At 41.6% G+C, this 14,111-nt stretch carries 13 protein-coding genes and 1 pseudogene; all 14 read right to left on the reverse strand.

The features are described from left to right. Nucleotides 1–88: 88 nt before the first annotated feature. Entirely contained in the window at nt 89–1,468 is a 1,380-nt protein-coding gene (gene brnQ, locus ACIQXV_RS12405; RefSeq protein WP_402959181.1) for a branched-chain amino acid transport system II carrier protein, read from the reverse strand. A gap of 342 nt (nt 1,469–1,810) precedes the next feature. Continuing rightward, nucleotides 1,811–2,608 (reverse strand): HAD family hydrolase, encoded by a 798-nt coding sequence (locus ACIQXV_RS12410; protein ID WP_402959183.1) that lies wholly within the window; start codon nt 2,606–2,608, stop codon nt 1,811–1,813. 180 nt (nt 2,609–2,788) lie between these two features. Further along, entirely contained in the window at nt 2,789–3,982 is a 1,194-nt protein-coding gene (locus tag ACIQXV_RS12415; protein WP_402959185.1) for a glucose-1-phosphate adenylyltransferase, read from the reverse strand. Between the two features lie 282 nt (nt 3,983–4,264). Beyond that, entirely contained in the window at nt 4,265–5,215 is a 951-nt protein-coding gene (mdh, locus tag ACIQXV_RS12420; protein WP_402959186.1) for a malate dehydrogenase, read from the reverse strand. A gap of 58 nt (nt 5,216–5,273) precedes the next feature. Beyond that, complete coding sequence (locus ACIQXV_RS12425; protein ID WP_402959189.1) at nt 5,274–5,675, reverse strand: BMC domain-containing protein; 402 nt, start codon at nt 5,673–5,675, stop codon at nt 5,274–5,276. Nucleotides 5,676–5,982: 307 nt separating this feature from the next. After that, nucleotides 5,983–6,630: pseudogene (locus ACIQXV_RS12430) on the reverse strand (phosphate propanoyltransferase); the annotation flags it as partial. 31 nt (nt 6,631–6,661) lie between these two features. Then, complete coding sequence (locus tag ACIQXV_RS12435) at nt 6,662–6,955, reverse strand: BMC domain-containing protein (protein WP_402959191.1); 294 nt, start codon at nt 6,953–6,955, stop codon at nt 6,662–6,664. Nucleotides 6,956–6,975: 20 nt separating this feature from the next. After that, nucleotides 6,976–8,499 (reverse strand): acetaldehyde dehydrogenase (acetylating), encoded by a 1,524-nt coding sequence (locus ACIQXV_RS12440; RefSeq protein WP_402959193.1) that lies wholly within the window; start codon nt 8,497–8,499, stop codon nt 6,976–6,978. A gap of 23 nt (nt 8,500–8,522) precedes the next feature. Continuing rightward, nucleotides 8,523–9,176 carry an ethanolamine utilization microcompartment protein EutL gene (gene eutL / locus ACIQXV_RS12445; protein WP_402959195.1) on the reverse strand — a complete coding sequence of 218 codons (654 nt, stop codon included), beginning with the start codon at nt 9,174–9,176 and terminating at the stop codon, nt 8,523–8,525. Between the two features lie 12 nt (nt 9,177–9,188). After that, nucleotides 9,189–10,223: an ethanolamine ammonia-lyase subunit EutC gene (gene eutC, locus ACIQXV_RS12450; RefSeq protein ID WP_402959196.1), complete on the reverse strand. Its 1,035-nt coding sequence runs from the start codon at nt 10,221–10,223 to the stop codon at nt 9,189–9,191. 12 nt (nt 10,224–10,235) lie between these two features. Continuing rightward, complete coding sequence (locus ACIQXV_RS12455; RefSeq protein ID WP_402959198.1) at nt 10,236–11,600, reverse strand: ethanolamine ammonia-lyase subunit EutB; 1,365 nt, start codon at nt 11,598–11,600, stop codon at nt 10,236–10,238. A 16-nt stretch (nt 11,601–11,616) separates the two neighbouring features. Next, nucleotides 11,617–13,074: an ethanolamine ammonia-lyase reactivating factor EutA gene (locus ACIQXV_RS12460; RefSeq protein WP_402959262.1), complete on the reverse strand. Its 1,458-nt coding sequence runs from the start codon at nt 13,072–13,074 to the stop codon at nt 11,617–11,619. 170 nt (nt 13,075–13,244) lie between these two features. Continuing rightward, nucleotides 13,245–13,745, reverse strand: a complete 501-nt coding sequence (locus ACIQXV_RS12465) for a EutP/PduV family microcompartment system protein (RefSeq protein ID WP_402959200.1) — start codon at nt 13,743–13,745, stop codon at nt 13,245–13,247. Between the two features lie 15 nt (nt 13,746–13,760). Further along, complete coding sequence (gene eutS, locus ACIQXV_RS12470) at nt 13,761–14,102, reverse strand: ethanolamine utilization microcompartment protein EutS (RefSeq protein WP_402959264.1); 342 nt, start codon at nt 14,100–14,102, stop codon at nt 13,761–13,763. Between the last annotated feature and the right edge of the window lie 9 nt (nt 14,103–14,111).

A 14,111-nucleotide genomic window follows, 5' to 3' on the forward strand; every position in this document is an offset into this window, starting at 1 on the left:
TATACCTATATACCTGTCATCTGGCTATTGTTTCCTGCAAATGTACTATGTTTCCTACTAGAAAAAACATCTCCACCATGTGGAGATGTTAATGGGCACCTTCTGTTTTGTTCTTAAATCGAATGGCGGAGAAATTCTTGACACGAACGATTGAACCGGAAATAACAATGGCAATCAAAACGGGAAGCAGCCAGCCAAGTCCATCATGATATAATGGCAATGACTTTTCATAAAATGTAACAAACAATTTAAGCCAGCCAAAATATTCGATTTCAAGGAGCTGGCAGAAAGTTTTTAAGCCGTCAATCAGACTGATCATAAATGTAACTGTGATCGCTGCTACGTATACAAATCGCGAATGGTTGAATAGCTTAGACAAAAATGTTAGCAGCATAAGCGCGACTGCCAATGGATATAACAACATTAAAACAGGAATCGAGAAATGAATGATGTTGGATAATCCAAAGTTCGCCACTACAAAAGATACCAGTGAAAAGAAGGCAACCCACATTTTATAACTCACCTTAGGAAACAGTGTATGGAAGTATTCCCCGCATGCCGTCATCAAGCCGATACTCGTCGTCAAACAGGCAAGGATAATAATAATGGATAACATGAATGTTCCTAATGTTCCAAAATAATAGGATGCTGCCATGCCAAGAACAGGGCCGCCTGTATCAAACAATCCGAATGCTTCCGTGCTTGTAGCCCCTAGATAGGCAATACCAACATAAATGATTCCGAGAAAAACGACAGCAACAATCCCGGACTTAGCCGAAGCTAAAAGGATTCCCCGAGTAGAACTTACACCCATTGAACGAATCGCATTGATGACAATTATCCCGAATACCAGTGAAGCGAGCGCGTCCATCGTGTTATAGCCTTCCATTATGCCTTTCATGAATGCACCGTTTGCATAAGACGCTTGTGGCACTCCAATTGAGCCGATTGGTTTTACAATCACCATGACTAGTAAAACAAAAATTAGTATTATAATACTTGGAGATAAAATTTTTCCAACATTGTCCACGATCTTAGCGGGGTTTAATGAAAACCAAAGTGTAACAATAAAGAACACACATGTGAAAACAATTAAGCCACCTTGCCCAAATCCTTCACCAACAAACGGTGCAATCCCGATATCGTAGGCAACGGCTCCTGTTCTGGGTGCGGCAAAAAATGGCCCAATCGTTAAATAAAGCAGTGATGTAAAGATGATTCCATATACAGGATGAACCCGGCCTGCAAGCTCTTGCAAATTCTTACTGCCGGAAACGCCCATTGCCAAAATCCCAAGGAATGGCAAACCGATTCCGGTTATTAAAAATCCTCCAATTGCCAGCCAAATGTTCGTTCCTGCCATTTGCCCAAGACCTGCTGGAAAAATTAGATTCCCAGCGCCGAAAAATAAGGCAAACAACATAACTCCTATTATGAAATACCTTGAAAAAGGTAATTTATTTTGCATATAAATTGTCCCACCCTGATGTAAAATGATTGATAGTAGTATTGTACCATCCTTAATCGAACTATTCCGTGACTAATAATACTATTCTCTCAAAAGAAATTCAACCTATTTTGGGGATTATTTAGACAATTTCGAAATGACAAAAGTTTACTGTTATTCAAATAAAAACAAAGATTATCATAAAAATCAAAGGAAATTTAGCTATCACCATAAGTTATTTTAGAAAAATAAAAAAGTCAGCCTCCGCACTAATGAGGAACTGACTGAAAATTTTCTCTATAGGCACACTATATGCTTTTTAATTTGTTTCAAATAAGACCCCCTTTTGACAAATTTCTACTATTATAAATTATCCCCCAGTTTCTCTAGGATAGGAAAGAGCTCTTCCAAATGATTAATTTCGTATGTAGGGATGACTTCATTTCGCTCCTTGTTGTGGCGGTTGATCCAAACGGTTGTGATACCGGCGCGATTTGCGCCAAGAATATCTGTCATCAGGTTATCCCCCACCATGATGACTTCCTCTTTCTTTAACGAAATCAGCGACAAGGCGTGCTCAAAAATGGATGGATCGGGCTTCCCTTTGCCGAAATCACCGGAAATCACAATTTGGTCAAAATAAGGAACAAGTTCCGGCGTAATCTCTAGTTTCGTTTTTTGTAAATCGGGTGATCCATTTGTCAAAAGTAGGAGCTGATACTGTTCTTTTAATGCATCAAGTGTTTTAAAGGTTTCTTCGTAAACAAACGGTACTTTTCTGCGTTCCTGTGGAAAACATTCCGCTAACTCCAATCCAAAGTCAGGGTCATCAACACCCATTGTCTTTAGCGCTAATGTCCAGGCTTCCTTTCGATAGGCCGGAACAGTTTCTTTCATTTTTTTAAAATGATCATGATTTTCATCTAAAAAATTGCCCCATAAACCTTCGAATGGGTTGATTCCAATCATTTGCGTAAAGGGGTAAAATTCATAGGAAGCATAGAGATTTCTCGCAGCCTCCCGTACCGCCTCCTCCAGTTGATCTGAATCAATTCCGTACCGGTCTTCCGCTGCTTTACAGGTAGCCACAAACGCTTCCTTTACACTCTTTTGATCCCAAAGCAGTGTATCGTCTAAATCAAAAAATATCGCTTTAAACATTTTGTCCGTCTCCTCTTCGAAAAATATATTTTTACTAGTTTACCATTTTACTTATTGAAAACAAATTATTTTATGAATTTTAGAAATATTACTAGGAGTGAAATCCGGCAAAAAAAGTGTATGAAATGGCAGCTTCACACACTTTTCACAATGATAAAATTATTTACTTTCCTCTATAAGCTACGACATTACCGAAATCACATTATTTTTGGAAACAAAATCCTTTATCGTTGGATCAACTATTTCGTTATTTCCAACAACCATTAACTGCACCTCGGGATTCTTAGATACAATGATGACACCATTCTTGATTAGTGATTGACTTCCAACAACCGCATTTTCAATCCACACATTCTCTTCAATCGTCGTATGTGGCAGTATCACAGCGTTTTTAATCCTTGCTCCCCTTCCTACTTTTACGCCGTTAAACACAACTGACTTTTCGATTGTGCCGTAAATTTCACAGCCTTCTGAAACCAAACTTTGCTGGAGTTTTGCACTTTCTGCTAAAAATAATGGCGGCTCATTATTTTCAACGGTATGGATTGGCCATTCAGGATTTTGCAGAAATATATTATTCTCACCTCTTAATAGATCCAGGTTCGCCTCCCAGTAACTATGGACGGTGCCGACATCCCGCCAATACTTGTCAAAGTAATAGGCATAAAGCTGCAATCCATCGCACAACATTGAAGGAATAATATCCTTGCCGAAGTCTCGATGGGTAAATTCCTTTTGTTCCTCTTGCAATAAATACTCCTTTAATACCGGCCATGAAAAAATATAAATTCCCATTGAAGCGAGATTCGATGTCGGACTTTCCGGTTTTTCCTCAAAATCGACAATTTTATAGGTTCTCTTATCAATTTTGATGAGACCAAATCGGCATGCTTCTTCCCATGGAACTTCCACGACCGCGATTGTACAATCCGCTCTTGTTTCAATATGCTGCTCTAACATCAATGAATAATCCATTTTATAAATTTGGTCAGCAGAAAGAATCGCAACATATTCGGGGTTATATTGCTCAATAAAATCCATATTTTGAATCACCGCATGTGAGGTTCCCTCATACCACTCCACCCCAGAGTCCCCGCGCTGATAGGGCGGAAGGATTGTTAATCCACCATTGTGACTAAACAAGTTCCAATAACTGCAATGACCAAGATGGGCATGGAGCACATATGGCTTGTATTGCGTTAATATTCCCACAGTCTCAATCCCGGAATTTTTACAATTACTTAAGGCAAAATCAATAATGCGGTATTTCCCGCCAAAGGGCACGGCCGGTTTTACAAGCGTTTTTGTAAGCTGTTGTAATCTCGTCCCCTTCCCACCGGCTAACAGCAATGCAATCAAATTTCCCTTTTTCATCGTCCTCCTCCTTAAAAATTAGTTTTGAAACGCATTTTGCCGCCTATAAAAGTAGCTCTTCTTCTACTCTTATTATCACCGATTTTTTCCATTTTTCCCTTTAACCTGTTACAGCTTTGTGAATTTGTCCCGCTTTTTTATCGACATAAATAGTAGGTAAACGCTAGATTTGACTATAAATGTCGCAATGAATCAAAAAAATGGTGTCAGGGACCATCCTATTATCGGAGGGTGCCTGACACCATTGCTTTATCGTAAAATTCTTTACCTATATACGCGTTTCTATGCTTTAGCTGTTGCTAGAATAGCCATTACCTGTTGTACAGAATGAACAGATTGATCTAGTGCAGATTTTTCTTCATTTGTTAATGGAATTTCGATTACACTCTCGATGCCGTTACCGCCCAAAATTGTTGGTACCCCAAGGTAAATATCGCTATAGCCGTATTCTCCTTCAAGGTAAGCGATGGAAGGCAATATACGTTTCTTATCCTTAAGTATTGCCTCTGCCATTTGAACCATAGAGGCCGCCGGAGCGTAATATGCGCTTCCTTGACCAAGCAAGTTAACGATTTCCCCGCCGCCTTTACGCGTTCTTTCTACAATGGCTTCAATTCTTTCTGGTGAAAGGATTTTTTCAAGCGGAATTCCACCTGCATAAGAATAGCGTACTAATGGGACCATGTCATCTCCGTGGCCGCCTAGGACAAATCCAGAAATATCTTCAATCGATACATTTAGTTCCTGTGCAACAAAGGTATTGAACCGTGCTGTATCCAATACCCCTGATTGACCGATGACACGGTTTTTCGGAAAACCAGTCGTTTTATAACATACATATGTCATAGCATCAACCGGATTACTTAAAACGATTATATAACTGTTAGGAGCATGCTTTTTTACTTTCTCAGAAACTTCTTTTATAATCTTTTCATTTGTCGCTACTAAGTCGTCCCGGCTCATCCCCGGCTTTCTCGGGAGGCCGGCGGTGATTAATACTAAGTCAGCATCCTGAATGTCTTCATAGTTGGACGTTCCAGTAATTTTCGCATTAAAGCCTTGAACTGGACTTGCCTCAAGCATATCAAGTGCCTTCCCTTTTGTTGGTTTGGATTGCGAAGGGATGTCAACTAAAATAACATCTCCGAGTTCTTTTTGCGCCAGCATAAGAGCAGCCGTTGCACCTGTAAATCCTGCTCCGATTACAGCTATTTTTCTACGTGTAAAAGCCAATTTTTCTCCTCCTTCCAATTTTATGGTCTGCAACACATTTCGTTGTAAGCTCTAGAGATTATTTTATTTCCTCGTTGTTGACTTGGGATCCTTCATCCGCTGCTTTAGGCAACTCTGTTTTCTTTTTATTAGTCCCTTTATTTCCTTTAAGCGGTTCCTTTTTACTACTAGACCCAATCACTTTTTCATCCTTCTTTAATAAAACATCCTTGATGGATTCATCCGGATGTGGAATGACATGGGCGGAAACGAGCTCACCGACTCTTGACGCCGCCATTTTTCCCACTTCAACTGCCGCCTGGACGGCGCTGACATCCCCTTGGACCAAAACCGTTACAAGTGCTGCATCTACCTTTTCTTGTCTTACTAATGTTACATCTGCCGCTTTCAACATTTCATCAGCCGCTACAATGGACCCAATTAGTCCTCTTGTTTCAATCATACCTAATGCTCTACCCACGTTCGTTCACCTCTTTCCTTGTCGCCCAGACGATACTAATGACTGGACCCATTTGCATTTATCTTTTTGCATCTTTTGATTCAATTACCTTGATGATTTTCCCCATTTCCCGTGCTGTATCACGCGCTAAAGGGGTAATAATAGTCGATTGATCAACCACGATTTCAACGTCTCCGCAAGTTTGTACATCTCTCTGCGTTAATAGCTTTTTCTTTTTTACACTTGAAACCGTGGTTGCGACTGTTGAAACTGATACATTCTGATTGACGGAAAAAGTCTCGGAAGAATTGGCTTTCGGATCACATTTACTTTCCTCATATTTGACCAGTTTACCCGTTGTTTTACCCGTAATAAAGCCGGCATTGGCCTCATCTGTATCGACATGCATTTCAAGCTTGTACCTAGGGGAAACACGAATCAAAACCTTCCCAAGTGTTACAGGACGCTCCCCATCCACCTCTACATTGACATACTCCCCATTCTCGACTCCAAAAAGAAGCGCATCATCTGGCGTCATGTGGATATGGGCCTGCGCAATGATTAGTCCTTCCTTTAGATAGAGGCTGCCTTTGGGTCCAACAAGCGTGACGGGTGCGGACCCCAATATATCACCGGATTCCCTTAGAGGAGGTTTTACACCCAGCTTGACCGAATCTGTTTGACTGACCTCCACTTGGGTCATATTACGTGCAGGACCAAGAATGCGCACTTTTTCAATGCTCCCTCTTGGTCCTACAATCGTAATAGATTCATTTGCGGCGAATTGACCCGGTTGTGATAAATCCGCCTTTTTCGTCAACTCATAGCCTTCACCAAAAAGGGTCTCGAGATCGCTTTTACTTAAATGACAATGCCGGGCAGAAACAGCCATTGGTACGGTGTGATTTCTCTTGAATACTCCCGTTAACCGTGAAACAACTTCCTCCACAATCGATTGAATGGCCTGTTGATCCATGTTTCATGCTCCTAACCTATTAATCTGCAAATTATTGTTCGAGCTCTAATTTTGGTAAAATGCTTTCTAATTCGTTGTGTGGGCGTGGAATGACATGAACACTCTTTAGCTCTCCTACACGTTCAGCTGCAGCTGCACCAGCTTCAGTAGCTGCTTTAACCGCACCAACATCACCACGTACAAGGACAGTCACAATGCCACCGCCTACATGAACCTTACCGATTAAATGAACATTAGCTGCCTTTACCATTGCGTCTGCTGCTTCCACTGATGCTACTAAACCCTTTGTTTCAATCATTCCTAGTGCTGTTAATTCTCTTGCCATTTTACATTCCTCCTAATTTGTTAGTTTGATATTTTTTGGATTACTTGATTGACCATTTCAGCAATAAACTTTGCATCGACCTCACCTTTTGGTGCAACTTGTCTAAGGACTTGGTCAACTATCTGCTCCATTTCCTGAAAACCGGCCGCTTCTTTTTTAGTTGTTGATGCGGCTGGTTTTGGAATGGAAACTTCCTTAGTTCCATAAGCCATTCTCTTAATATTAATAAGATGACGCGCTGACACATTATCAGATGTAATATTTCCACCATATGAACCACAGCCAAGTGTTAAGGATGGCATTAAGCCGGTTGTGGCTCCAACTGCGCCAATGGATGAAAGGGTATTGACCATTAATCTTGATACAGGCATGATTAGCGCGAATTCCTTTGCTACAGCATCATCATTCGTATGAAGGGACAAGCTGTGCCCTCTACCTCCAAGATTCAAAAGCTCTAAGCAATATTCTTTCGCTTCTTCATAGCTCTCAGCTGTATAAAGGGCAAAAATCGGCGACAGTTTTTCAATGGAAAACGGCACACCTTTTCCAATTCGTGTCTCTTCAGCAATTAAAACTCTTGTATCGGCCGGAACATGAACCCCTGCCATTTCAGCAATCTTTATCGCGGATTGGCCAACAATCGCTGGATTTAAATGTCCAGGTGTGAGCGTAATGACTTTTTCTACTAATGCCTTCTCCTCTGCATTCAGCATATATGCACCATTTTTCTTAAGCTCGCGAATCACCATTTGCTGGATATTCCGATCGACAACCAGCGCTTGCTCCGTTGCACAAATCGTACCATTGTCAAATGATTTACTATCCATAATCATTGCTGCCGATTTAGCAACATTTGCGCTTTTCTCAATATAACAAGGAACATTGCCAGGGCCTACACCATAGGCAGGTTTTCCGGAGCTATAAGCAGCCCTGACTAACGCACCTCCGCCCGTTGCTAAAATGACATTTACATCACGATGCTTCATTAACTCATTCGAGGCAGCCATTGACGGCTTGGAAATCCAGCCAATCAATCCAGCAGGTGCGCCTGCTTGTTCAGCAGCTTCTTGACAAATCTTCAATGCTTCGACCGTACAGTTAACCGCTCGTGGATGTGGGCTAACGACAATGGCATTTCTCGTTTTCAATGAAATTAATGCTTTAAAAATTGCTGTTGAAGTTGGATTAGTCGTTGGGATAATCCCAGCAACAACACCATATGGATAAGCTACTTCCGTTATTTTATTCACACGGTCTTCCCGGATGATTCCAACTGTCTTTTCATCCTTTATCGATTCATAGACAGCCATTGAACCAACTTCATTTTTAATCTTTTTATGTTCCACAATACCCATGCCAGTTTCTTCAACCGCCATTTGTGCAAGCTCATATGATTTAGCATATGCGGCTTGTGCCACACGCCTAACAATTTCATCTACTTGTTCCTGTGAATAGGACATGTATGTTAATTGAGCTTCTTTCGCACGTTTGACGGCATCCCGCATTTCTTGTATTGATTGGAGATCCTGATCAAAATGCACCATTACACACTCCTTTGTAACTCTTCTTAATACTTAATCGGATTTACGGCGATATCCAAAATCGCATCCCGGAAAGCATCTGCCGCTGCCTGACAGGCCGATTGGGTGCCTGTCAGTAATCCTCCGCCAAAGTTGGTTTCAGACGGCGGACCAAAAAATTTAACAAGCTTAACATCTGCTGCTTTCAAAGCAGCATCCAGGCCATAGACCGCCTCTAACGGCGGGGCTATAAGATAGGCTAAAGGCTCGCCCGGCGTGATTCCTGCCTCCTTCGAAAGGTAGGAACCTGTTCTTGAAACAACATGAGCATATAGTGCATGCGTTTTTTCGTGATTAATCGCTTCGAAAAAGGCATCGGATTTTGCCGTTTGGAGCACTGCTTCCATACCACTTTTCACTTCATCAGGGGACGGTCCTGCAATCATACCAATCATCTCCCCCGACAAGGGTCCTGAGGCATGGCCGGAACCTGCGTAAAAGGAGCGGGCATAAACCACTTCGACATCTGCTCTTTTTGTTGCTTCATCAAGGGCCGTATACCCAATATCATCAACGGTTGAGGTAAATATCGCCAAGCTTCTTTGGTGCGGTTCAAGGTTAAATTGCTCCGCCAAATCAGGGTCAACATTTGGAATTACTCGAACTCCTAATATGTCAGCGTAAATACGTTCTAAAGCCAAACTCCCACCCCCCTAGGTTTCCTTTTGAACAAGCGAGACTCCGCTAGCTTCATATTTTAATATTTTCTGAATAACCGTTCCTAAATAGGCACCAGCCTCGACAGGCGGGATACCGCCTTTGTGGATATTCGAAATCACCATGCGGTCTGCTTCGATTGTCCCTTTTCTTGGCTTAAAGCATAAATAGGCACTTAAAGATTCTGCACTAACAAGACCTGGGCGCTCGCCAATTAATAACACGACTACCTTCGGCTGAAGCAATTCACCAACATCATCCATCACGGCAACCCGTCCCTTTTCGATATAAAAAGGCGTACCCGTATCAAGTCCCAAGCTTATAAGTGATTGCTGTAAGGATAGGTATACATCCTCACAATTTTCTTCCACCGCACTCGAACTTAGTCCGTCTGAAACAATAATTTGAACGGTTGGTGCTTTTCGGCATTTTTCGCTGATCGTTTTCTTCGCTTCATCCGAAAGCTTTCTCCCTAAATCAGGGCGCCTGATGTAAACCTCTTTATCATTAACCATTGTGCTAACCTTAAAAAGATCAAGACGTTTTAAAAGCTCCTCATTTACATTTCCATAAACAGCATCTACAGCCGCAGCATGATCAAAGCGGAATTTTAACCAAGTATCCGTTTTCGGTCGTAACCCCGCTCTACCTACCCCAATTCGAGCTGGCGTTTTACTGATTAGTTCTGTTAGTTCTTCCGGATTGAATGGATTTTCAACCCCTGATGAAGGATAAATTGCCTCCATACGCTGTTCTTCTTTTTTACCAGCTGACTCGATTTTTTCAAGCGGTCTGGGTTCAGCATATCTCTGGAATTCTATAAGCCCCTGTCCTTCTTCTGTTTTCACGCTAGGCACATTTGGAGCAGGACGAAAGGTACTTTCCTGTTTAGAGCTTGTTGTATGATCCCAAAATGTTACTGCTGAATCATGCGAAGCACGGTTTACTTTCGTGTTTCCTTCTAAACTATTTTGAGATTGTAATTTTTCAACGATTAGTTTGGTGACTTTTTCAATTAGCTCAGGATTCAATTTAATCAACTCCTATCTCGAAAAAATGGTTGGATCCCCAGCAATTTTACTTAGCTTTCCATTTTCAAAGATCCCCATCTTTTCAAGCCATTCAGCAAATAGTGGGGATGGTTGTTTGTTCATCGTCTGCCTTAATGTCGCAACATCATGGTAGCTTAGTGATTGATAATTTAACATACAGTCATCACCCATTGGTGCAGCGATCACAAAATTTACTCCGGCTGCCGTAAGCAGGACCCCAAGATCCTCAATATCATTTTGATCTGCTTTAATATGGTTCGTATAGCAGATATCAACACCCATCGGAATGCCATGCATTTTTCCCATGAAATGATCCTCAAGTCCGGCACGAATAACTTGTTTATTGTTATACAAATACTCTGGCCCGATGAACCCAACCACTGTATTAACGATATATGGATCATAATAACGAGCAAAGCCGTAATTTCTTGATTCAAGTGTCATTTGGTCGATTCCGAAATGTGCTTCAGCTGACAACTCCGAGCCTTGCCCTGTTTCAAAATATAAACGCTGCGGGCCGGTTCCAGTCCCTAACGTTTTAGCCAAATCGTTCGCTTCCTCGAGCAGTGAAGCAGTAATTCCAAACGAACGGTTTGCCATTTCGGTACCAGCAATACTTTGGAAAATCATATCTGCCGGCGCCCCTTGCTCAATCGCTTTCATTTGTGCCGTCACATGTGCCAATACACAGTTTTGCGTCGGTATTTCCCATTCTTTTATAAAGCTATGGGTCGCATGGAGCAGGCGCTTCACACTTTCTACTGAATCATCTACCGGATTAATGCCGATGACCGCATCCCCCATACCGTAAGCCAAGCCTTCCTTAAGAGAGGCAATCATTCCTTCTACATTATCTGTAGGATGGTTTGGCTGCAGCCTTGAAGCAAGTGTCCCTTTATAGCCAATTGTGATATTACATTTTGTTAAAATTTCAATTTTATTTGCCGCATGCACGAGGTCAAGATTGGACATGATTTTCGCCACTGCAGCAATCATTTCACTATTCAATCCACGGCTAAGCCTTTTTAAATCTTCACCTGTAGTCGTGTCGCTCAAAATATACTCTCGAAACTCTGCTACAGACCAATTTTTAATCGATTGATAGACAGGTCCATTTAGCTGATCTTCAATAATGCGTGACACCTCATCCTCTTCTGGTGATAGCAGGGGGTTTTCACGTATGACCGATAGGGTTAACTGACTAAGCACTTCTTTCGCGGCAATTCGTTCTTGAACGGTTTCCGCAGCTAATCCTGCCAAACGATCTCCGGATTTTTCTTCATTCGCTTTGGCAAATAAGTCTTTTAAGGAAGTGAATTGATAGATTGTTCCTAAATAATTTGTTTGCAGCCTCATTGAAAAAACTCCTATCTTAATGATGAAACGTCAATGTTTTAATTACCACTGGTACAACACTTGTTTGCAGCAAGTGTCCAATATCAATATAATCGCCATGTTCAACCTGAATTTGATCAATACAGATAATACTTTGACTTTGGGCAGGATTCTGGACTTTTATCGTTTGTCCCAAAACCTTCGCATGATCGCTTTCCAAAACAATGACTAAGGGTTGTTTTTTGTTTGGTTTAATTTGCATTGCATGAAGAATCGCTGTAGCCAATGCTTGAACATCACGAAATCCAAGATAAGGAATTTCCGTTACATACAAGGCAAAGTTTTGCCCCTCCCTCTGTGGGTCATAAATGTCCATTGCATTTTGAACAGCTTCAGGCATTCTCTTTATACCGTCTTCCAGGTCATATCCCAGTCGAATTTGATAAACTGGAAGATTCCGAAGTGGAAGATCATGACTTTCGGCATGAATGGTTGCGCCACTTATTTCCGTCGTCTGTGTCCCTGCTCCAAGAACCGTTGCACGAACCGTTTCAACCGGCTTCAACCATTGCCATGAAGATAGCTCTTGACTTTCCCTCAGAGAAGCAGCCAGCATTTCACCGATATCATCATATTGAGCTGTCCCAGTTATTACGCTCTCATATTTGTAGATGCATTCGCTAATACCACCGGAAAACATGATAGCGTCAATGTCCTCCTGCCAATTCGGTTCATGTCCTAAAAGTAAGGGCTGGTCCGATTCCAATAGATTCCGGTTCAGCATTCTTGCTATCACAGCGGCCATAAAATCGATTAGTTTTTGAATCACTGATAAGTCGCGACGGTCACCTTCTTTAATTGCTGCTGCACTGCCCCACTGCTGAATCAATTTTTTTATCGGAGATGATATGCTTTTAATCTGATTCCCTTCAAACTCTATTAATCTGCCACCGATATGTAATGTGCAGGTCCCGCAAAGTTTCCCTGATTTGTATACAGCGACATTGGCAGTTCCTCCGCCAATATCGATATTAGCAATCACTTTCCCTGTTTTTTTCGAATATTCATAGGCCCCAGAACCCTTCGCCGCAATTATTCCTTCTAAATCGGGCCCGGCGGTTGCGACCAAAAATTCTCCGGCGTGGTCTGATAAATAATGAACCATTTCTTGAGCATTCTGTTTCGTAGCCGTTTCACCAGTTATAATGACTGCTCCGGTTTGGATATCATTAGGTTCTATTCCAGCCAGTTCATATTCTTTCATTACCAAGGTTTCTACCGCTTTACTATCAATCGTAGTGGTTGAGAGTAAAGGCGTTCGATAAATGGGGCTGCGATATAAGATTTCCTTATTAATAATCTCAATCCTGGGCATATGCATGCCGCCCGCCATATTCATAAGGGAGAATTTGCTAATGACAATCTTGGTCGTACTTGTCCCGATGTCTATACCCGCACTTAGAATATCCTCTTTTTGAGGTTCGAACCTTTTGATGACAATCACCTCAATTCCTACAAGCAAAAGCGCTGCACAATTTTGTGAAAATAAAAAAGGCATCTCATACGAGCTATCACTTTCATGACAGATCATACAAGGCGCCTTTGCCTACTAAATTCATTTGTATACTAAAAATATAGCCCTTATTTTCATTTTTGTAAAGGGTTTCATAAAAAAATTACAACCTCTTCAGAAATGGACTCAGCATATTTTTGCATCTCTTGCATCGTGTTACATTTTACTAGATGACGAATTTCCTGTAATCCTTTTCCAGTAACAGAAGAGGTGAGGACGATGGGTCCTTTTGGAATAACCCTTTTCAATTGTTTAATGGCTGCATCAATATCCGCTTTTTCGGAGTCACATTTCGTGACTACTCCAATCGGCAGCTTATTGATGCCAGTACTAAAACCCGGGGGAAAGATTGTCTTTTGCTTCGTTGCATCCTGTAAATATAAAACGTGCGTCACCTCTAGTGCCGTGGCCATAATATTTTTATAGAAAAAAGGATTTTCCGTGTACTCACCAGGTGTATCAACAATCCATTTATTAAAAATGAGCGCTTGCGTTTTAACCGCTTCCTCCTTTCGTCCAAGAAGAGCATTGGTTAACGTTGATTTTCCGGCACCAATCGAGCCCACAAGCATTGCCCTGTTTTTATTCGTCATCTCCGGGGTCCTCCACTACGATTTTGTAATTTGTGCAGGAGTGTACTTTAATATTTCGGACAGGAACCGGTTAATTTCCTCCATTGCCATTTGCACGGAAGAAACACTGCCAATAATGACTAGACTGCCAGTAAAGCGGTCTAAAAATCCAATTTGAACATCAGCCGCTTTTGTCGCTAAATCAGCTGCGATGATCACTGTTTCACTTGGTGTCAACGTTAAAATTCCCATGGCGCCTGCTTGCTGTATCCCTAATTTATCAAACATATCAGGATCAGGATTTGCGATGATATGACTTAATGTTACTTGCTTTCCCGGCACAAATTCCTGGATAAATCGTTTTTTCTCTTCACTCATCATTACGGA

It is taken from the genome of Neobacillus sp. NPDC097160 (assembly GCF_044762155.1).
In the GTDB taxonomy this organism is placed as follows: Bacteria; Bacillota; Bacilli; order Bacillales; family Cytobacillaceae; genus Neobacillus.